Source organism: Pseudomonas sp. HD6422 (assembly GCF_025377065.1).
Classification (GTDB): Bacteria; Pseudomonadota; Gammaproteobacteria; order Pseudomonadales; family Pseudomonadaceae; genus Aquipseudomonas; species Aquipseudomonas putida_U.
The window spans coordinates 39,746-61,511 of sequence record NZ_JAHWIW010000021.1 but is presented as its reverse complement, the minus strand read 5'-3'; the positions used below and the strand labels follow the sequence as shown (position 1 = coordinate 61,511).

10 protein-coding genes and 1 pseudogene are annotated in these 21,766 nt (G+C 61.0%); 6 read left to right on the top strand and 5 right to left on the bottom strand.

The window, feature by feature from the left end; all coding sequences use genetic code 11:
• Positions 1 to 72: 72 nt before the first annotated feature.
• Positions 73 to 3,063: a T6SS effector BTH_I2691 family protein gene (locus KY379_RS16420; RefSeq protein ID WP_261240870.1), complete on the top strand. Its 2,991-nt coding sequence runs from the start codon at positions 73 to 75 to the stop codon at positions 3,061 to 3,063.
• A gap of 2 nt (positions 3,064 to 3,065) precedes the next feature.
• Positions 3,066 to 3,929, top strand: a complete 864-nt coding sequence (locus KY379_RS16415) for a DUF6708 domain-containing protein (protein ID WP_261240871.1) — start codon at positions 3,066 to 3,068, stop codon at positions 3,927 to 3,929.
• Positions 3,930 to 4,024: 95 nt separating this feature from the next.
• Here KY379_RS16415 and KY379_RS16410 read toward each other — a convergent pair whose 3' ends face one another.
• On the bottom strand, positions 4,025 to 11,809 hold the full coding sequence (locus tag KY379_RS16410) for a retention module-containing protein (protein ID WP_261240872.1): 7,785 nt from the start codon (positions 11,807 to 11,809) through the stop codon (positions 4,025 to 4,027).
• A 480-nt stretch (positions 11,810 to 12,289) separates the two neighbouring features.
• Here KY379_RS16410 and KY379_RS16405 point away from each other — a divergent pair, with 480 nt between their 5' ends.
• From KY379_RS16405 to KY379_RS16395, 3 genes are all read left to right on the top strand, one after another.
• Positions 12,290 to 13,663, top strand: a complete 1,374-nt coding sequence (locus KY379_RS16405; protein ID WP_133328164.1) for a TolC family outer membrane protein — start codon at positions 12,290 to 12,292, stop codon at positions 13,661 to 13,663.
• Positions 13,664 to 13,727: 64 nt separating this feature from the next.
• Positions 13,728 to 15,863, top strand: a complete 2,136-nt coding sequence (locus KY379_RS16400) for a type I secretion system permease/ATPase (protein ID WP_261240908.1) — start codon at positions 13,728 to 13,730, stop codon at positions 15,861 to 15,863.
• A gap of 61 nt (positions 15,864 to 15,924) precedes the next feature.
• Positions 15,925 to 17,277: an HlyD family type I secretion periplasmic adaptor subunit gene (locus tag KY379_RS16395; protein WP_261240877.1), complete on the top strand. Its 1,353-nt coding sequence runs from the start codon at positions 15,925 to 15,927 to the stop codon at positions 17,275 to 17,277.
• A 37-nt stretch (positions 17,278 to 17,314) separates the two neighbouring features.
• Here KY379_RS16395 and KY379_RS16390 read toward each other — a convergent pair whose 3' ends face one another.
• From KY379_RS16390 to KY379_RS16380, 4 genes and pseudogenes are all read right to left on the bottom strand, one after another.
• Complete coding sequence (locus KY379_RS16390) at positions 17,315 to 17,914, bottom strand: tRNA-uridine aminocarboxypropyltransferase (RefSeq protein ID WP_261240879.1); 600 nt, start codon at positions 17,912 to 17,914, stop codon at positions 17,315 to 17,317.
• 57 nt (positions 17,915 to 17,971) lie between these two features.
• A complete protein-coding gene (locus tag KY379_RS16385) occupies positions 17,972 to 19,003 on the bottom strand; it encodes a methyl-accepting chemotaxis protein (protein ID WP_409977280.1) in 1,032 nt (343 codons plus the stop codon).
• A 252-nt stretch (positions 19,004 to 19,255) separates the two neighbouring features.
• Positions 19,256 to 19,531, bottom strand: a pseudogene (locus KY379_RS27425) (PAS domain-containing protein); the annotation flags it as partial.
• A 145-nt stretch (positions 19,532 to 19,676) separates the two neighbouring features.
• On the bottom strand, positions 19,677 to 20,570 hold the full coding sequence (locus KY379_RS16380; RefSeq protein WP_133328156.1) for a LysR family transcriptional regulator: 894 nt from the start codon (positions 20,568 to 20,570) through the stop codon (positions 19,677 to 19,679).
• A 223-nt stretch (positions 20,571 to 20,793) separates the two neighbouring features.
• Between KY379_RS16380 and speB the strand changes: the two genes are divergently transcribed.
• Entirely contained in the window at positions 20,794 to 21,744 is a 951-nt protein-coding gene (gene speB, locus KY379_RS16375) for an agmatinase (protein WP_261240883.1), read from the top strand.
• The last annotated feature ends 22 nt before the right edge of the window (positions 21,745 to 21,766 follow it).

Genomic DNA, 21,766 nt, shown 5'->3' with positions numbered 1-21,766 from the left:
GCCCGCCTCCCATGACGCCACCGATGGTGTCATCGAGCGTTACGAGCGGTGATTCCCACACGAGGAGCTTTCATGATTGATGGTTGTGTCAGCAGCGCCACTTCTGGCCCTCCCTGCAGCGCTCGCGTACCCATCCTTCCCGTGCGCTATGCCATCGTGCCGCGCCCGACAGGTGGAGCGCACTGTCGCTACGCAGATTCTGGCTTCGACTTGGAGCAAGGTTTCGCCCCACTTCAACATTCCGCCTATACCTTGCGGGCGCTGCGCCCAGGCTACGTCTATGTCTTCATGAAAGGCACCTTGAGTGAAAAGCTGGTCATCCACGAATACGACGGCAAAGGCCAGTACAAGGAGCTCCGCTACCAAGGCCTCGATAATTACGACCAGCGCAACCGTTACCTGGCTGGCTACAGCACAGCTTGGGTATGGGCGGACACTCACCAAGATATCGCCAACGAGGTCTGGATCGCCTACAGCCCGCATCTGTGGACGAACGCCATGACCGCCCGTATCACTGGATCGCAGCTAATGCGCAAGCGACACATGCGCCAGCTCGACATGACCGAACTGGTGGCGGGCAATCAGCAGCCCTCTGCCCAACCCAATGTACTGCCGCTAAGCGCAGTGAAAACCTGGGTGGAAGACTTCAAGCCTCTCGACCAGCGGATGTCGCTGCATTGGAGCAGCCATCCAATAGACGAAATCTTACCGATTGGTAGGCTCACCGCAATGGCGCGGCATTACCCCAGTACCCAACCGAAGATCCCGGTTGTGGTGGCCTTGAGCGATGCCGAAGGCATGGCGATGGACCTGAGCCTTTCCGTCTCGGCGTATCAGCATCAGCTGCGTGACCTGATGCCCACCGAGCAACTGGAATACACCAAGCCGGCACAAGGCTCGGAACAGGCCGACGTGCCGGCCTGTTATCAATTGAATGCGGAGCACATCAGCCGGAACAGCCAAGACTTTCATCATCGTAACTTGATTGCCGCGCTGCTGAACAAATCCCTCGAAAGCCTCTATCCGAGTGAGTCCTCCCCACCCGAAAACGTTGCCCAACTTCTCCGAATTCGTGAGGAAGGCGCCCAATGGTCCGAAGCCGAAGCTCGCTTTCGGGCTCTGACCCACAAAGACTATTCCAAAAACGGCGCGCGCCTCGCGCAGCGAATGGATATTCCCAAATACCTGCAATTTCTCGCTGAACGCGACGAGCAGGAACAACGCATCGCCGCCCTGCGCGAGTATGCCTTGCAAGCCAGCAACGATCATGACATGTGGATGGCGACTGCCGAAGATTCGCATCTCGACGATCCCTATAGCCTGGCCGCAGCGCTGGCCTGCTACGACCGCGACAATACTATCTCCGCTCGAGGGTTGGAGATGTCTTTGGCGCTCTTGATCCACCCGATGAGCCAGCCCGCGACCGGCACCGAAGAGCGCGACCGGCGATTCAAGCGCCTGGAGCAGTGGCTGGATCAGCATGATAGCCCGCTTTATACCGCGCTGGCACCGTTCAACCCGTTCAAGGACAAGGCGGATGCTGTCGGTACCTTGCTGGGGGGAGCTGACAATGTCATCCAAGGTCTGGCTGGGCGTTTCCCCGCCACCGCCGGCATCACTGATCTCACCGCTCAGACGGTGATGACGGTGGTGCTGAAACGCATGCATGGTCAGACCCGATGGAGCGCCAGCAACTCCCTTAGCAAGCATGTAGCACTGGCAGCTCAGGAAGCCAACGCCGAGAAGGTCTTGGGCTTGCTAGCGGCTCGCTATAACGTGACTGATCAGTTCATTCGTGACAATCCGTTTAGCCAGGAAGTAGATCGTTATTTGAAAAGTGGAATGGCCCGGGTTGAGGAGATCAAGCAACTGCGCATCAGCGGAAGTCGGACAGTCACGCTCGAAATGATTACTACTTCTACCATGAAGCCAAAATTTCTTAGTCTACTGAGCTCTGGTGCGGGAGCCGGCCTTAACTCTGCGGCTCTCTGGTTCAACATCATTTCACTAAAAGCTGCCTATAATAACCTACAAACCAGCCAATCGCCTGAGTTCACCACTGGCTTTGCCTCATCAATCTTCGGACTAATCGGCGCAACCGCCGGAGCATTGGTGAGTGCCAGAACGGCGCAAAGAATAATCTTATTTCATCTAAGTTCATCCTTCCCCGGGATTGCGTTCAACCGCAATATCATGGGAATTCTTGCGAGCAGATTATTCACGACCATAACGGGGTATTCAACGATTCTCTTAGGGCTCGCATCAGACCTGCTGAAATCGTCAAGACAGAAGAGACTAGGAGACCCCATCGCTGCCCGGCATACAAAACTCGCAGGTATTTCAACAGCTATTGGGTCCGTAATGGTTCTTCAGGGCAGCCTGTCTTTATCATCGATAGCAACCGCCGTGTCCTTCGCAGGATTGGCGGCTGCAGGAGTAATATTGATCGGGGGACTATTCATAGCAGCAGGCTTTTACGCCTATTCAAAAGCAAACGAGCGCATTCATACGCCGCTGGAACTGTGGACATGCAGAAGCGAGTTTGGCAATCGCAACAACGATGGAGAAATGCATGAAGGTTTGACGTTGCGCCCGGATGCCAAGCTCCCTGGGTACCCCACGGTGCTTGAAGAGATCAGTTCTTGGAATAAAGAATATTATGCACCGATTTTGCTCACGGGCATTGAGGCCAAGTCAATTGGACTACAGAACGTTACTTCCGGATGGAAAGAAAGCGCGACATGGATCTCCCCCAACTGGCCTGCCATTACATATACCGAGATCGTTACCCCTACGCCTACTGTGGAATTCACCGTGCTGCTGCGAGAGTTTGCGATCGGGGAGAGTGAGTGGAATGCAGAATTAGCCGTTTCCGATAAAAACAACTCCTACAGCTTGCCAAGCTTAGAACCGACTTGCCACCTTACTGCATACGGTATAGTACTCCACTTCAAGCGAGTAATAGCGAGCAAGTCCCGCGTTACCTTAATCATAACTTACACGCCCAGCCAGGGGCTGTCGAAAACCATGCCCTTAAAGAAAAAATTCCTAATCGAAGGTTAATCATGCCCATCACATGGACTTACACGCAATCTACCAAGACCCAAACAGAACCAAAGATCTACGGAAAAGAAATTACGATAAATCAAAATTTTCTTGCCTTAGATAATCCCTGGGTAACCGACTCGGTAACCATGAGTCAAATTTATACAGCAATGATTTTAGGCGTCATGTTTGCTGTATACCCAAACACCTTGACCGATTTTATAGAACACCCCGAAACATGGGACGCAACATCGCTGGCAATCGATTTATTAGTGCCTTTTATCTTTGCACCCTTCCTCGCCTACAGAATCTATTTAATTAAAAAGCTTTCAAAAATCTATTTCAACAGAAAGACACAATCAATATATTGCCGAAGAGGCAAAAAACTTTTCACACTCGACTGGAGGACCATTCACGGAGGGATGCTCACAATGCGAGTATTTTATGGAAATTCATGGAGTGTCAGTTATGCCCTGGCTTTAGCTTCACCGCGACGTGATGGCAGCCTTCATCAAAGAGATTGCGTCTGGATAGACAGTAACCGACCGCATGATCCAGCCATACGACATGTGGAAGAAATGTGGGAGTATCTTCGGCATTTCATGGAGCATGGTCCGGATAAACTCCCACCTCCCGGCCCACCCAATTGGTGGCACCGCCCAATGCATGCCATCAGCCTGACTCCAGCAGAGGCCTGGCGTCACTACGTACCCTGGCGCACCGGCGAGCCAGGTGAGATGCAAGGCAAAAAAAACTGGCAACTGCCGTTCTGGGCAATCGTGTTTCCGCTCACTTTCCCCGTCTCTGTCTGTTGGTACATCATCTGTAAAGTGTTCAATGTCAAAGCTGCACCGGTCCCACCTGAAGCGTTTGCATTGAAATGAGCGGTTCGGGCTCGAGCCTCGGGAGCAACCGTGCAGCCAGTCGCGGTACAAGGCCGCTCCAGAAGCGGCCTATGTGACAATCCGAGGACAGAGCCTTACACCGTATCCACCTTCAACGAATGATCATTAAGCATCCCCGTAATGATCGTCGCCGTATCCTGCCCCGCCGATATCACCCCTCCTGCCCCCGCCGTCACCCCATAATGCTGAGCAAGGTCGACACCCGCCAGATCGATCGTCTGCGTCGCATTCGCGCCCGCCACGCTGCTGACCTCGATGGTCGAGACCGCCTGGGTACCGGTGCCGCTGACCTTGAAGTGCAGGTAGTCATCCAGCGATGCCGATGTGGCATTCTCGCCCTGCAACAGTTGCGACAGGTCAAGGTGGTCGTTGCCCAGGCTGAAGTCGGTGATGGTGTCGTGTCCGGTATCGCCCTTGTGCCAGATGAATGTATCGTTGCCCCCTCCCCCGGTCAGCATGTCGTTACCCAGACCACCGGTAAGCTGATTGTCAGCCCCGTTTCCGATCAACGTGTCGTTGTAGTCCGAGCCGATCAGGTTCTCGATGCCGGACAATGTATCGAGCCCAGCGCCTACCGTGTTCTGTTGCGCTCCCACACCCAGGTTGACGGTAACCGCCGAAGTGGCCGAGGCGTAGCTGGCGGTGTCGTTGCCAGGGCCACCGTCGAGCAGATCGTTGCCAGGGCCGCCGATCAACAGATCGTCGCCAGCGCCGCCGTAGAGCTTGTCGTTGCCCTCGCCGCCGACCAGCACATCGTGCCCATTGCCGCCATGGAGCGTGTCATCGCCATTGCCGGCGAGCAGCACATCGTCATTGTCGGTGCCGGTAAGGGTCGTGCCCGCTTGGTACGTGATGTCCACCGCACCCGTGGCGCTGCTACCGTGACCATCGCTGAGCGTGTAGGTATCGTGGTGCACCTCGTTCTCGGCCTGGGCGTAGTTGACCAGCAAACTCAGCTTGTAGTCCTCGGAGCCTGACTTGCTGCTGCCGCCAGGGTTGATCTCGTTGATCACATGGATGCTGTACGTGCCGTCATGGCTGGCAGTAAAGCTTTGGCCACTGGCGATCGTCTGGTAGCTGCCGTTTTCATCCCTCCACTCCAAAGTGATGTTGCCGGCGGGGCGATCGTGGTCGAGTTGCAAGGATTCGCCCTTGCGCAGTTGCACCGTGATCACGTCTTCATCATTCGTCCCGCTGCTACCACTCACCGAGCCCAGGTAGCCAAGCACGACCAGGGCCGCGGTCATGTCGCTGGCATTGAGCGCGAATGCACTGCGGTCCAGCGCCTTGAACTGGTTCTCGGTCTTGTTGCCATGGTCGTTGAAGGAAAGGGTCTTGATCGGTCCCGTGCCGAAGCCTGCCCCCTTGTCGGCGAACCCAGTGGCGAAGGTGTTCGGCGACGCGCTCAGCCGATCGCTATCGGCATCGCTGTCATTGTGCAGCAGCGCCTCGGCTGGCACCGTGATGGTCGCCCCGGTGATGTTGGTGATGATGTGGTCGGCACCCGCTACCGGAGCGCTGTTGCCGTTGACCCGCACCGTCAGGATCGCGCTGCTGGTGTCGCCGTCGTTGTCGCTGGCGGTGAAGCCGAAGCGTTCCACGGCATTGCCGCCACTGCCCTTGGCCGAGGTGTAGGTGTAATCACCGGTGTCCATGTCCACCACCAGCGTGCCACCCAGGGCCGTCTTGATGCTGAGCGAGTGGGTCTGCGCGTCGAAAGCGGCCTTGTCCACCCCGCCGGCGACTGTGTAACCACCTTGGCCGTTGGCGGCTTTGGGGTCGAAGGTATAGGTGACGCCATCCACCAACAGGGCCTTGATGAATCCACCGTCGGCACCAAAGCCGCCGCCGCTCATCAGGCTGCCAGTGATCGGGAAGCCTTGCACGGTCCCCGACAGTACCGAACCCAGTTGATTGAGATCGGTGACCACCACCGAGTTGGTGTCGGTATGGCTGTCGCCATCGTAGGCCAATGGGTCGAGCTTGCTGGCGTTGGCGCCATCTCCCATACCGATGGCGTAGGACTTGACCCCGTTACTGTCGAGGAAGGACTCCCAGTTGCCCTCGCGGCTGGCGTCGATGGCATGACCTGAAGTCGGCGCACCGTCCGAGAAGAAATAGCTGACGTTTTGCGCCCCGACCAGCTTGCCAGTCTTGTCGAAGGCGATCTGCGCGGAGTCGACGGCGTCATCGTAGTAGGTAGAGCCGCCTGCCTTTAGATTGGCGACCAGTGCCTTGGCTTGATCGATGCTTACCCACTGGTCGGCCAACACCTTGGCACCCGTGCCGAAGGTGACGATCTGCACTTTGATGTCACCCATGTCGTCGTACTTGTCGAGCAGTGCACTGATCGCTTGCTTGGTCAGCTCCAGGCGGCTCAGACCCGAGACGCCCGAGCTCTGGGCCATGCTGCTGGATACATCGATCACCAGCAGGATATTGGAGTCGATCTGGCTTGGCGTGACCGAACGCTCGGCACATGCAACGCTGGGCACATCATCCACGACGTTGACGGTGATCTTGCTAGTGATGCTGTTACCCAACGAGTCGGTCGCTTTGTAGAGGAATTGGTCCGATGCCGAATTGGCCCCCGGCGTATTGGCCGGAGCGGTCAGCGTGTAGGTGTAGGAGCCATCAGGGTTGATCTGAACCTGGCCATACTGCCCTGTGGCATTTCCGAGCAAGGTGTAGGTAATCGGGCCGATGCCACCGTTGACAGAGCCGGCCAGGCTTCCGGAGGCGGTCTCAGCAGTCGAGGACGGATCGCTACCGATAACGGTGCCAGGCGCCAGATCCTTGCCATCCTGGTTCAGGTCCAGCGCCTTTTCGTACACCTTGACGCTGGCATCGTCGCACACCGACATCGAGACGTCGTGCACCTTGATGGCGATCGTGGTGGTGCTCTCATCCCCGTCAGCATCGCGGATGGTGTAAACGAAGGTGTCGGTAGCCCCCGCCGGCGCGACACTGTTCGGGTTGGCGTGGTACACCGCGTTACCTTGAGCATCGAGGGTCAGGTAACCGTACTGGCCCTGGACGTTGGTATCGAGCTGGCCAATGGCGGAGGACGCGGTATTGCTACCGGCGCGCACCCCCACCACGTAGGCGCCATCGGCGCGCACATCGGCACCGATCACATCATTGACCAGCACGTTGCCGCCGACCGTACCGCCTTCGTAAACATTGACCAAGTCGCTGTCCGCCTTGGGCACATCGTCGACGATGCTGATCACGATAGTGCTGGTGGTGCTGTTGCCGAGGGAGTCCTTCACCTCGTAGGTGAAGGTTTCCGTCACACTGTTCGCGCCGTCGTTCTGATGCACAGGCGAGTCGGCGGGCGACGTCAGCGTGTAGGTGTACGTGCCATTGGAATTCAGCTGGAGCTGGCCGTATTTCCCCACCGCGTCGTCGATCAAGGTGAAGGTCAGCGCGCCTATACCACCATTGACCGAGCCGGCCAGAGCTCCGGAAGCCGTCTCGCCGGTCGAACCCGGCTGACTACCCACCACGGTGCCGGGTGCCAGGTCCTGGCCATCCTGATTCAAATCGAGGGCTTTTTCGTACACCGTCACGCCCGTGTTATCACATACCGACAGCGAGATGTCGTGCACCTTCAGGGTGATGGTCGTGGTGCTTTCATCGCCATCGGCATCACGGATGGTGTACACGAATGTGTCGGTGGCACCAGCCGGCGCCACACTGTTCGGGTTGGCGTGGTACACCGCGTTGCCTTGGGCATCCAGAGTCAGGTAGCCGTACTGGCCTTGCACTTGGGTGTTCAGTTGGCCGATCGCCGAGGTGGAAGTGTTCGAGCCTGCACGCACCCCCACTACATAGGCGCCATCGCCGCGCACGTCGGCACCGGTCACGTCATTGACCAAAACGTTGTCGCTAACCGTACCGCCTTCGTAGACATTGGCGAAGTCGCTGTAGGCCTTGGGCACATCGTCGACGATGGTGATCACGATGGTGCTGGTGGTGCTGTTGCCGAGCGAGTCCTTCACCTCGTAGGTGAAGGATTCCGTCACGCTGTTCGCGCCGTCGTTCTGATGCACGGGCGAATCGGCGGGCGACGTCAGGGTGTAGGTGTAGGTGCCATTGGAATTCAGCTGGAGCTGACCATACTTGCCGAGCGCATTGTCGACGAGGGTGTAGGTCAAGGCTCCTACACCACCGCTGACAGATCCCACCAAGGAGCCGGAAGCCGTCTCGCCGGTCGAACCTGGTTGGCTACCGATCACCGTACCAGGTGCCAGGTCATTGCCATCCTGGTTCAGGTCCAGAGCCTTCTCATACACCGTCACCTCGGTGTCGTCGCAAGCGACCATCGACGAATCATGTACCTTGATGGTGATGGTGGTGGTGCTTTCATCCCCATCGGCATCACGGATGGTGTAGACGAACGTGTCGGTCGCCCCGGCCGGGGCCACGCTGTTCGGGTTGGCGTGATAGACCGCATTGCCCTGGGCATCGAGGGTCAGGTAGCCGTACTGGCCTTGCACTTGGGTGTTCAACTGGCCGATGGCGGAAGATGCGGTATTGCTACCAGCGCGCACACCCACCACATAGGCGCCGTCGGCGCGCACATCGGCGCCGATCACATCATTGACCAGCACATTGCCGCTGACCGTACCGCCTTCGTACACATTGACGAAATCGCTGTCTGCCTTTGGCACGTCATCGACGATGGTGATCACGATAGTGCTGGTAGTGCTGTTGCCGAGCGAGTCCTTCACCTCGTAGGTGAAGGTTTCCGTCACGCTGTTCGCGCCATCGTTCTGGTGCACAGGCGAATCGGCTGGCGAGGTCAGCGTGTAGGTGTAGGAACCATCCGGGTTGAGCTTGATCTGGCCATACTGGCCTTCGGCATTGCCGACCAAGGTGAAGGTCAATCCACCGACACCCCCGCTGACACCTCCGGCCAGATTGCCAGAGGCCGTTTCACCGGTGGCGTTCGGTTGACTGCCATTCACCTGGCCGGGGGCCAGGTCATTGCCATCCTGGAGCATGTCCAGTGCTTTTTCGTACACCGTCACGCCACTTGGCCCTGCTACCGTTAGCGAGCAATCCGTGACGTTGATGGTGATGGTCGTGGTGCTTTCATCGCCATCCGTGTCACGAATGGTGTAGACGAAGACATCCGTCGCACCGGCGGGCGCCACGCTGTCCGGGTTGGCGTGGTAAACCGCGTTACCCGCGGCATCGATGGTCAAAGTGCCGTACTGGCCGATGATCTGGGTATTGAGGTTACCGATGGCCGAGGTCGAGGTGTCCGACCCGGCTCGCGCGCCGACCACGACATTGCTCAAGCCTGCCTGGTCCGCACCCATCTTGTCGTTGAGCAAGACATTGCCCGATACCGTACCGCCCTCCACCACGCTGGCGGAGTCCGGCGCGGCCTGAGGCACATCATCGACGATAGTGACGTCCAGGCTGCCGGTGCTGGTGTCGCCATCCACATCCTTGGCGATGACCGTGAACTGCTCGCTGATGCTGTTGGCCCCGCCACCGTTGGGGTGACTTTCGTTGTCCAGCAAGGTGTAGCTGTAGCTGACCACCCCGGTGCTCGAGTTATAGCCGGTCACCGTCAGGGTATTGCCTTCGGGCGTGGTGATCGACTGCGGGAAACCTGCCGCCACGCCATTGCTGACCACCGTGATGCCTCCGACACTCAGGCTCTGCAGCCCATCCGGAGCACTGACCTTGAACGTGCCTTGCTGGGTCAGGGCCGCTTCGTTCGGGGCGCTGCCGTCGGCGAGGTTCTGTTCGTACACGGTCAGCTCGCCGCCCTGCACGTTCAGGCCGTCGAGGGTCACCGGGTCGTCGAGGTTGGTCACGTTCAAGGTCAGCGTCGCGCTGCTGGTGTCGCCGTCGGCGTCCTTGATGGTGTAGGTGAAGGTCTCGACACCGTTGCCGCCGCCACCGAGATTCTTGAAGTCAGGGTCGCTGGTGTTGAGGGTGTAGGTGTAGGAACCGTCGGCTGCCAGCACCAGGGTGCCGTAGGTGCCGGTGAAGGTACCGGCGACCACCGGCCCGCCCGCCACGCGGTCGGCGCCCTGGATATCGTTGGTCAGGACGTTGCCGGTCAGCTCGGTGTGCTGCTCGGTGGCGGTCACGGCATTGGTGTCGTTCAGCGCCTTGGGCTGGTCGTCGACGATATTGACGTCCAGCGTGCCGGTGCTGGTGTCGCCATCCGCATCCTTGGCGATGACCGTGAACTGCTCGCTGATGCTGTTGGCCCCGCCACCGTTGGGGTGACTTTCGTTGTCCAGCAAGGTGTAGCTGTAGCTGACCACCCCGGTGCTCGGGTTGTAGCCGGTCACCGTCAGGGTATTGCCCTCGGGCGTGGTGATCGACTGCGGAAAACCTGCCGCCACGCCATTGCTGACCACCGTGATGCCTCCGACACTCAGGCTCTGCAGCCCATCCGGGGCGCTGACCTTGAACGTGCCCTGCTGGGTCAGGGCCGCTTCGTTCGGGGCGCTGCCGTCGGCGAGGTGCTTCTCATACACCGTCAGCTCGCCGCCCTGCACGTTCAGGCCATTGAGGGTCACCGGGTCGTCGAGGTTGGTCACATTCAAGGTCAGCGTTGCGCTACTGGTGTCGCCGTCGGCGTCCTGGATGGTGTAGGTGAAGGTCTCGACACCGTTGCCGCCGCCACCGAGATTCTTGAAGTCAGGGTCGCTGGTGTTGAGGGTGTAGGTGTAGGAACCGTCGGCTGCCAGCACCAGGGTGCCGTAGGTGCCGGTGAAGGTACCGGCGACCACCGGCCCGCCCGCCACGCGGTCGGCGCCCTGGATATCGTTGGTCAGAACGTTGCCGGTCAGCTCGGTGTGCTGCTCGGTGGCGGTCACGGCATTGGTGTCGTTCAGCGCTTTGGGCACGTCGTCTCGGATGTTCACATCCAGCGAGCCTTGGGCAACGTCACCATCGCGGTCGCTGACCAGCACCGGGAAATGCTCACCCAGCGTATTGGCGCCGCCCCCGTTGGCATGCTGCTCGGCACCATTGAGGGTATAGCTGTAGCTCACCACGCCCGTGGCCGGGTTGTAGCCGGTGATGGTCAGGGTATTGCCCAGTGCCGTGGTGATGGACTGGCCGACACCGGTCACCACGCCTGCAGTGACCACGTTGATGCCACCCACGTTGAGATTGAACACCCCGTCCTCGGCCACCACGGTGAAACTGCCTTGTTGGGTGAGCGCCGCCGGGCTACTGGCCGAACCCTGCGGCAGGTTGGCCTCGTCGAGGGTCAGTTCGCTCGGACTCAGGTCCAGCCCTAGCAATGTCACAGGATGATCGGTGCCGGGTTCAGGAGGGGTGGGTGGTTGCACCTCGTCGTCATTGCTGGGGTCCAGTCCACCGATTTCGCGACTGGCGAGCTCCGGGAGGCCATTGAAGCCGGCGGTGGGGAAGCCCACTTCCGGGTCCACGCGACCGCCCACCTCGCTCAGCAACACGAAGCTGTGGCCACCGCCCTGGGCACCCGGAGCGCTGTTGCCGGTCGGGCCGGCGGCAGTGGCCTCGGCGACCTCAGTGGGGTCCTGGCCCGCCGCGATGGCCTGCTGGATTCGCTCGACATCGCTGAGCTGCGCGTCGGTAGGCGTCAGATCGGGCGTTTGTACATGGGGTGCCTGGTTGGCCAATAGGTCGCTGCTCATCTCCAGGCGGCTGTCGCGACCCAGTGTCAGCTCGGCGCCATTGTCCAAGTGGACAGCAATGGCCCCGGCAGCACCGGTCTCGACCTGCTCGCCGGCATACAGCCGGTCACCTTCCATCAGGGGGCGACGGCTGCCATCGCGGCCGACTGCGAACACCTCACCTATCACCTTGCCAACCACACCGATCAGTTTAGCCATGACTTGACGCCTCCCCTTGCCAATGGGTTCTTCACAGCGCTGACAGGGGCGGAAATGGAGGCGTGGCGCGGTATGCAAGGGTCTCGCAAACGAAACACCGACAGACCGAAATATCTACCTTGGCAATAGAGAGCGGCGATGTCTACCGCTCGTCACTGCCAATTTTTTGTCGCCAAAAACCGCTTTTGACTGCCTATCCCTGTCCCTAGCTGTAAAGATTCTGGAACTTTCCAAGATCCTTGCAACACGCCTGCTGCAGCGGGTTTTCACATTACTTGTGAGAAACAATGTCCTGCTTTCCATAGTCCGCATAAGTTTTTTTTCGCATAACTTTTATGAAAAACTCTTCTTAGCTCGCGCCAGAAATGTTCTTAGCTCCTTGTTACAAACCTGAAACGGTTTTGATGATAAATATCGCCAATTTTTTGGCGAAACAAGGCGGAACGCTGACACTTTTTGCTGATCAGGGAGATGTACCCCATGCGCGCGCTAACCCCTCTCACCCTTGCGATTCTGGCCGCGGCGCTTTGCGCCAACGCCCAGGCCATGTCGATCACCGAGGCGGTGCAGAGCGCCGTGGACTATCACCCCCAGGTCAGTTCCAACCGCAACAGCACCCTGTCGGCCAATGAGGATGTGAAATTCGCCCGCGGCGGCTACTACCCCACCGTCGATCTGGTCGCAGGTTATGGCCGCCAGCGTTCGGACAACCTCAACACCCGGGGCCTGAACGCCGATGGCACGCGCAATCACAACAAGGAAACTCTCAATTACACCCAATCCGAGCTGCGCTTGCGGCAGATGATCTTCGATGGTTTCAACACTGCCAACGAAGTCGGCCGCACCGAAGCGGTGGCCACCTCTCGCGCCTATTACACCCAGGCCATCGCCCAGGACGTGGCCCTGCGCGCCGTTGAGGTGTACCTGGAGGTGCTCAAGCGCCGCGAGCTGGTGACCCTGGCCAAGAACAACCTGCAGGCACACCTGCGGGTCAACGACCAGATCGGCCTGCGCAGCGAGCGCGGGGTGGGCAGCACCGCCGACCTCGACCAATCCACCGCCCGCCGGGCGTTGGCAGAAAACAACCTGGACACCGCAGAAGTCGACCTGGCCGATGCCGAAGCCAACTTCTACAGCGTGATCGGCCGGGTTCCGGACGAGCTGGAAACGCCGCAGTCGATCCAGCCGCAGATGCCCGCCACCCTGGATGAAGCACGCCAGGGCATGCGCGAGAACAACCCCTATCTGAAGTCGGCCCAGGCCGACGTCAATGCGGCCGAGCAGCAGTACGAAGTGGCCAAGTCCCCCTTCTACCCGCGTCTGGATGCGGTGCTGGCGACCGGCGCCAACAACAACATCGGCGGCGAGCGCGGACATGCCAACAACGATTGGCAGGCGGGCGTCGAACTCAGCTACAACCTGTTCCGCGGCGGCAGCGACAAGGCGCGCCTGCAGTCCGATGCGCACAAGATCAACCAGGCCATGGACATCCGTAACAACGCCCTGCGCGAGCTGACCGAAAACCTCAGCCTGGCTTGGAACGCCATGAACAATGCGCGTAAGCAAACACCCACCGCCCGGGAGTACGCCGAGACCACCCTGCGGGTGCGTGGCGCCTACCAGGACCAGTTCGGCCTGGGCCAACGCACCCTGCTCGATGTGCTCGACAGCGAGAACGAGCTGTACAACGCCAACCGTCGCTATACCGAAGTGCGCTACACCGAAGAGTTTTCGATGTACCGGGTACTGGCCACCATGGGCGAGCTGCTGAGCAAGCAGCGGATTTCCCTGCCGCCCGAAGCCATCGCCAAGACGGATGTGCGAACCGAGGCGCAGTTGCCCGAGATGCGCTGAAGCGCTGCCCCTGGCACCCCTAGCAGTCCTCCTCAACGTGGCGGAGTAGGCCATCGTGACCAGTATGCAAAGCGGGCAATTGCGCCCGGATGTCGACGACCCGTTGCTCGATGGCTTGCTGATCCTGTGTCACCTGCATGGCCGTCCGGCCAGCAGGGCAGGCCTGTGCAGCGGCCTGCCACTGGCCCAGCAGCGTCTGGGAGCCGACCTGCTGCCGCGGGCTGCGGCCCGTGCAGGTTTACAGGGCCGGGTGCTACAAAGGGCGCTGAGTGACATTTCGCCGCTCAATCTACCCGTACTGCTGTTGCTCAACGATGGCCGCAGCGCCGTGCTGCAGCGCTGGGGAGAAGACGGCCGGGCGCAGATCCTGCCGTGCGAGGCCGATGGTGGCGAGCAATGGGTCGAGCGCGACACGCTGGAGCAAGCCTACACCGGCCGGGCGTTGTTCGCCCGGCCCCGGCATACCCTGGAAGACCTGCGCTCGCCACTGGTGCCCCGGGTCGAGGCCTGGTTCCGCGACACCTTGCGCCATTCGCGCTGGCTGTATGGCGACGCCCTGCTGGCCAGCTTGCTGATCAACCTGTTGGGCCTGATGGTGCCACTGTTCGTGATGCAGACCTACGACCGCGTCGTGCCCAACCAGGCGTTGTCGACGCTGTGGGTGCTGGTGGCTGGGTTGTTCATCGGTACCGCCTTCGAACTGGTGCTGCGCATGGTCCGAGCGCACCTGTTGGACCAGGCCGGCAAGAAAACCGATCTGATTCTGTCGGCGACCCTGTTCGAACGCATCACCGGCATGTCGATGAAAGCCCGCCCCGCCACCGTCGGCGGCTTCGCCCAAAGCATCCACGACTTCCAAGGCCTGCGTGAATTTCTCACCGCAGTGACCCTCACCAGCATCATCGACCTGCCGTTCGTCGCGCTCATGCTGCTGGTGATCGGTCTGCTGGGCGGCTGGCTGGTGCTGATACCGCTGATCGCCTTCCCCTTGGCAGTGGGTTTCGCGTTGTTCATCCAGGCCCGCCTGCGCGATACCGTGCAGAAGAGCCTGAGCCTGGGCGCGGTGCGCCAGGCGCTGCTGATAGAGACCCTCGGAGGCCTGGAAACCCTCAAGGCCTGCGGCGCCGAAAGCGAACGCCAATACCAGTGGGAGCACACCAACGGCGCCATCGCCCGCCTCGATGCCCATGCCCGCAATCTGTCGTCACTGGCCAGCAACGGCACGCTGTTCATCCAGCAGTTCTGCGGCATGGCCACCATCGTCGCCGGGGTATACAGCATCATCGCCGGCAACCTCAGTGTCGGCGCCCTGGTCGCCAGCTACATGCTCGGCAGCCGGGTGCTGGCCCCGCTGGGCCAGATCGCCGGGTTGATCACCCGCTATCAACAAGCCCAGTTGACCATGCACAGCACCGATGCGCTGATGGCTTTGCCACAAGAGCGTCTGGCCGAGCAGCAAGCCTTGGAGCACACCACGCTCAAGGGTGGCCTGGCCTTGAGCCACGTGACCTTCCGCTACCCTGGTCAGGCGTCGGCTGCGTTGCAGGATATCAACCTGTCGATCCAGCCTGGCGAACGCATCGGCATCATTGGCCGCAGTGGCTCGGGCAAGAGCACCCTGGCGCGCATGCTGATGGGGTTCCACCATCCCGATGAAGGCCAGGTGCTGCTGGACAACCTCGACTTACGTCAATTGGACATCGCCGACCTGCGCAGTCAGATCGGTTATGTCGCCCACGACCTGCCACTGCTGGCCGGCAGCCTGCGCGACAACCTCACCCTCGGCGCTCGGCACGTCAGCGATGCGCGCATGCTCGAAGTGGCCGAGCTGACCGGCGTCACCGAACTGGCCCGGCAACACCCGAACGGCTTCGACCGCCCGGTGGGCGAGCGCGGCCAGCTGTTGTCGGGCGGCCAACGCCAGGCCGTGCTGCTGGCGCGCGCCTTGCTGCTCGAGCCGACCCTTCTGATTCTCGACGAACCCACCAGCCACATGGACAACAGCGGCGAGGAACAACTGCGCCAACGCCTGTTGGCCTGGGTGCCGGGCAAGACCCTGTTACTGGTGACTCACCGCACCTCGATGCTCAGCCTGGTGGATCGGCTGTTGGTGCTGGACAACGGCAAGATCGTCGCCGATGGACCGAAGGATGCGGTCATCGATGCCTTGCGCAAAGGCCGCGTTGGCGCAGCGCTGTAGACGCGTGCCTAAGCGCGATGAAAGCAACGCGACTCACGCCCCGCGGCAAGAGAGGTAGTCCATGACAATCGGCCACAGCGTTCGCAGCTCCCACAGCGCCGACAAGAACGCCGAGCGCGACTACATGCCGGAGCTGGCCGGCGCCACGTTGCAGGATTCCCCGCGCCTGTCGCGCCTGACCGTGTGGCTGGCGGCGTTACTGCTGCTGGTTGCGCTGGTCTGGGCCAGCCTGGCGGTGCTCGATGAAGTGACCGTGGGCGAAGGCAAGGCGATCCCGTCGAGCAAAATACAGGTGGTACAGAATCTCGAGGGCGGAATCGTCACCGAACTGTTCGTGCGCGAAGGGCAAATGGTCGAAAAAGGCGCGACGCTGTTGCGTCTGGACGACACCCGTTTCCGCTCGAACAAGGGTGAGAGCGAGGCCGATCGCTACGCACTCATGGCCCAGGTCGAACGTTTATCAGCCGAGTCCGAAGGCCGACCTTTCGTGTTGTCGGAGGAAGTTCGCGCCAAGGCACCCCAGGTCGCCGAGGACGAGCAAGCCTTGTACGACTCGCGTCAGCTGCGTCTGGCCAGCGAAAAACAGACCCTCGCCGAGCAATTGCGGCAAAAGACCCAGGAACTGGCCGAGTTCCGCTCCAAGGTCGATCAATACCGCTCGGCCTTGGGCCTGTTGCAGCAAGAGTTGAACATGTCGACACCACTGGTGGGCACCGGCGCCATCTCGCCCGTGGAAATCCTGCGCCTCAAGCAACGCACGGTCGAAGCCCGCGGACAGCTCAACGCCACCAGCCTGGCCATCCCACGTGCCGAAGCGGCGGTGGCGGAGATCAAGAGCAAGGTGCAGGAGTCCGATGCGACGTTCCGCTCCGAGGCGGCCAAGGAGCTCAATGACAAGCGCACCGAGTTGTCGAAGATCACCGCCACCAGCATCGCCATCGATGACCGGGTCAAACGCACCACGGTGGTGTCGCCGGTACGTGGCATCATCAAGCTGCTCAAGGTCAACACCATCGGCGGGGTGGTGCAGCCCGGCAGCGATTTGGTGGAAATCGTGCCGATCGAAGACAACCTGCTGATCGAGGCCAAGGTCCGGCCACAGGACGTTGCTTTCCTGCATCCCGGTCAACAGGCGATGGTCAAGTTCAGTGCCTACGATTACACCATCTATGGCGGGTTGAAGGCCAAGCTGGAGATGATCAGCGCCGACACCGTCACCGACGACAAGGGCAATGCGTTCTATCTGATCCAGGTGCGGACCGACAAGAACCACCTGGGTGGCGATAACAAGCCGCTGCTGATCATTCCGGGGATGATTGCCACGGTGGATATCATCACCGGGCAGAAAAGCGTGCTGGATTATCTGCTCAAGCCGGTGCTCAAGGCGCGGACCGAGGCGTTACGCGAGCATTGATGTTCTCACCAACACCGAAAACCTCACGACAAGCGCTTCAATCCCCCCCATGATTACGCGCAAACACCTCGGCCCCCATCGCTTCGATCTGCCCCTCGATCAACGCCTCGAACGGCCTTAGCAACTCATCGAAACTCGCCGGTTGCTCCAGCACGTTCAGCGCCTGCACCACCGCCTCGATGGTCGAAACCGCCCCGGGCTCCGGTGCCTTGCGCAGGCGATATCGCGACGGTGCCACCTGAGACAGCGTGACCCTGGGCAGCGCGTCGAGCAGCGGGTTCAGGTACAGCAGCTTGCGCGCCTTGCGCCAGGTACCGTCGGGGACCACCAACAACAGCGGCGTATCGTCGGCCTCGGCACAAGCCTCCAGCACCTGGGCCTCGTCACCAGGAAACAGCAGCACTGGCCGGTAACCCGGCGTCGACAACAGCTGGTCGAGGTCGTCGAACACCTCACCGACGCGCAGTTCGGCATTGACCAGGCCAAGCGCCGCGAAGCGCGCAGTGTTGAGCGCGTGGTCGGTTTCACTGGGATGCTGCAGCAGGACCACACGGGTGCGGCTGGCAAGCGACGGGATCAACGCACAGAGGCAGTGATCGAGCGGGCGCTGGCAGCGCCCGCAACGGGGTCTGGGCATGGGGTTCTCCTTACCCGGCACAGTGTGCCACAGGAGCGCCGGCCACGCCCTCGATCATCAGCGGTTGAAGCGCTCCGCCAGATCATGCAGGTACTCGGCCATGCGCTCCAGGTCCTGGCTGATCTCGGCGCCCTGCTTGGCCTGCCCCGCCGTCTCGTCGCACAGATGGCTGATGCGCACGATCTGTTGGTTGATGTCTTCGGCAACGTGGCTCTGCTGCTCCGAAGCTGTCGCCATTTGCTGGCTCATCCCGGTAATCCGACTGACCGCCTGGGCGATACCGGTCAGCGCTGCCTGCACAGCTTCGACGCTCTGTACGCTGTCGCGGGAAATCTGCTCGCCACGGCTGGCGGTGCTCACGGCCCGTTCGGCACTGGCGCGCAAGCTGGCGATGATCTGGTGGATTTCCTCGGTGGACGAGCGGGTACGACGGGCCAGCGATCGTACTTCATCGGCAACCACCGCAAATCCACGCCCCTGCTCACCGGCCCGCGCCGCCTCGATCGCGGCATTGAGCGCCAGCAGGTTGGTCTGCTCGGCAATCGAGGTGATCACATCGACCACGCTACCGATCGACTGGGTCTGCTCGGCCAGGGCATTGACCGCCTGGCCGATGTCATCGACCGCATCGCTCATGCTGCCCATCGCCTTCAGGCTCTGCTGCGCCAGCTCACTGCCCTGCTGAGCCAGTTGGTCGGCATCACCGGCAGCATGGGCGGTACTCTGCACGTTGTGCGCGACCTCCTGGATGGTCGCCGCCATCTGCGAGATCGCCGTCGCCGACTGATCGGTTTCGCTGCGCTGGCGGTCGAGCATCTGCGCCTGGGCCTCGGACAGGTCGGCAGATTGCGCCGCGCGCGCCTTGACCCCGACCCCAGCATCCACCAAACGGGTCAACGCGGTCTGCAGGCGGGCCTCCTCGCTGAACATCGCCAGGTCCAGCTGCGCTTGCAGTCCAGGGTTGTCACTGTAGGTCAGGGCCACCAACGGGCTGGTGAACGCCTTGGGATGCTCGCCCAAGGTGCGGCGTATCGCTCGGTTGTGCTGATGCTCGAGCAGTACCCAGCTCCCCAGCAGGCTGGCCGCCAAAACCCCTAGTGCCACAGGTGTCGGCAACCACAGGAAACCGGCAGCTGACGCCAAACCGGCACCGAGCAAGGGCCAGCCACGCACCAAAACCTGCCCCAGGCGGGCGATCGCCGGCACCGGTGAGCGCCCAGCGCGCAGACGTGCATAGAGCGCCTCGGCCCGACGGATCTGATCCCGCGTGGGCACCGAGCGCACCGATTCATAGCCGCTGATGCGGCCGTTCTCGTAGATGGCCGTCACATAGGCACTCACCCAGTAATAGTCGCCGTTCTTAGCGCGGTTCTTGACCACCCCCATCCACGGCTTGCCTTGCTTGATGGTCTCCCACATGTGACCGAACACCGCTGCCGGCATGTCCGGATGGCGCACCAGATTGTGCGGCTGACCGACCAGCTCATCGTAGGTAAAGCCGCTGATCGCTACGAACGCATCGTTGCAGTAGGTGATCCGGCTATCGAGGTCGGTCGTGGAAATCAGCCGTTGCTCGCCGGAGAAGGTTCTTTCGTGCTCGGTCAAAGGCAAGTTCATGCGCATCTTTGGTTGGTCCTTCTAGGTAATACAATGGAGACACCAACAACGCATATTGATGTTTAGCAGAAAGCTAGAGAGGTTAGCGGTCAGTTTCTGTAGGACATTAGGACGATCCAACAAAAAACTTACCCACAGCATTCCATCAGCCGACGTTGAGCTGACTCTTGAGCAGATCGCGGAAGGTCTGGATCAAAGGTTCGCGACTGCGGCCACGACGGATGATCAGCGAGAAAGGCGCCTGATAGCCAAAAGTGGCCGGCGACAGGACCCGCAAATCCCCTTTGTCGACCCACGCCTGGGCATAGTGCTCCGGTAGGTAGCCGATATAGGCTCCAGACAGGATCAGGATCAACTGCGCTTCCATGCTGTCGACGGTTGCCGCACTGTGCTTGAAGCCATGACGGGCCAACTCGGCCTGGCTCCAGTAGCCACGGCCGACCATGCGTTGCTGGGTCACGACCTGCTCGGGAATGCGCCGCTCGGCATACAGCGGGTGACGACTGCTGCAGTACAGCCAGTGCTGCTCGCGGTACAACGGCTGGTAGACCAGCCCACTCATGCGCGAGGAGAAGGCGCCGATGGCCAGGTCCAGGCGGTTGTCCTGCACACCGAGCTGCAGCTCGTAGGGGCTGGACACCGACAGGTGCAAGTGCACCGCCGGATGCTCCTGGCTGTAGGCGCCGATGGCCTCGGCCAGCGGCAGTGCGCGGTCACCGACAGTGGAGTCGATCACGCCCAGGTTGAGAGTGCCACGCAGTTCGCCCTTGAGCGCTGCCGCGTACTGCTCGAAACCGTCCAGTTCGGCCAGCAGGCGCAGGGTTTCCTGGTGGAACAGCTCACCCTTGCTGGTCAGGCTGAAACCACCACGGCCACGGTGGCAGAGCACGATACCGAGGGCGCCCTCCAGCTGGCTCATGTAGGTGCTGATGGCCGACGTCGACAGGTTGAGCTCGCGCTGGGCGTTGGCGAAGCCTTGGTGGCGCACCACGCTGACGAAGATACGCAGCAGTTTCAGATCGGGCAGTGTCGAGGCCATGGTGCAGAGGTTCGGCGGCGTGTATTGCAGGCAGTCTACCCCCTCTCACCGCCTTTAGTTCAGAAAAATCTGAAGTAAGTTTTTGCCGGTAGCGATTCTTCCGAGCCACTACCTTGCGCAGACTGCGCCGAAACATCCCTACCCGCCGGGCTTCTTCCGATCGAGACGCGCGGCGGTACAGGTTCGAACAAACAGAACAATCGACCGACTGATGAGGCCCACCGTGGACAAGATTCTCCACCAACCACTGGGCGGCAACGAAATGCCGCGTTTCGGCGGCATCGCCACCATGCTGCGTCTTCCCCACCTGCGAAGCGCCGCCGGCCTCGATGCCGCGTTCATCGGCGTACCGCTGGACATCGGCACCTCGCTGCGCTCGGGCACCCGCTTCGGACCGCGGCAAATTCGCGCCGAGTCGGTGATGATCCGCCCTTACAACATGGCGACTGGCGCCGCGCCGTTCGACTCGCTGTCGGTGGCCGACATCGGCGATGTGGCGATCAACACCTTCAACCTGCTCGACGCCGTACGCATCATCGAGGAGGCCTATGACGAAATCCTCGAGCACGACATCATCCCGTTGACCCTTGGCGGCGACCACACCATCACCCTGCCGATCCTGCGCGCCCTGCACAAGAAACACGGCAAGATCGGCCTGGTGCACATCGACGCTCACGCCGACGTCAACGACCATATGTTCGGTGAGAAGATCGCCCACGGCACCACCTTCCGTCGCGCCGTCGAAGAAGGCCTGCTCGACTGCGACCGCGTGGTCCAGATCGGCCTGCGCGCCCAGGGCTACACCGCCGACGACTTCAACTGGAGCCGCCGCCAGGGCTTTCGCGTGGTGCAGGCCGAAGAGTGCTGGCACAAGTCGCTGCAACCGCTGATGGCCGAAGTCCGCGAAAAAGTCGGCGGTGGCCCGGTGTACCTGTCGTTCGACATCGACGGCATCGACCCGGCCTGGGCTCCAGGCACCGGCACCCCGGAAATCGGCGGCTTGACCACCATCCAGGCGATGGAGATCATTCGTGGCTGCCAAGGCCTGGACCTGATCGGCTGCGACCTGGTGGAAGTTTCTCCGCCCTACGACACCACCGGCAACACCTCGTTGCTGGGTGCCAACCTGCTGTTCGAGATGCTCTGCGTACTGCCGGGCGTCGTCCACCGCTGATCCGGCCCAGGCGGCCCTGATG

What these genes read in the sequence shown, in the direction of transcription:
- KY379_RS16420 (WP_261240870.1), top strand. Translation starts at nt 73, where the DNA reads ATGATTGATGGTTGTGTCAGCAGCGCCACTTCTGGCCCTCCCTGCAGC.
- KY379_RS16415 (WP_261240871.1), top strand. Translation starts at nt 3,066, where the DNA reads ATGCCCATCACATGGACTTACACGCAATCTACCAAGACCCAAACAGAA.
- KY379_RS16410 (WP_261240872.1), bottom strand. Translation starts at nt 11,809, where the DNA reads ATGGCTAAACTGATCGGTGTGGTTGGCAAGGTGATAGGTGAGGTGTTC.
- KY379_RS16405 (WP_133328164.1), top strand. Translation starts at nt 12,290, where the DNA reads ATGCGCGCGCTAACCCCTCTCACCCTTGCGATTCTGGCCGCGGCGCTT.
- KY379_RS16400 (WP_261240908.1), top strand. Translation starts at nt 13,728, where the DNA reads ATGCAAAGCGGGCAATTGCGCCCGGATGTCGACGACCCGTTGCTCGAT.
- KY379_RS16395 (WP_261240877.1), top strand. Translation starts at nt 15,925, where the DNA reads ATGACAATCGGCCACAGCGTTCGCAGCTCCCACAGCGCCGACAAGAAC.
- KY379_RS16390 (WP_261240879.1), bottom strand. Translation starts at nt 17,914, where the DNA reads ATGCCCAGACCCCGTTGCGGGCGCTGCCAGCGCCCGCTCGATCACTGC.
- KY379_RS16380 (WP_133328156.1), bottom strand. Translation starts at nt 20,570, where the DNA reads ATGGCCTCGACACTGCCCGATCTGAAACTGCTGCGTATCTTCGTCAGC.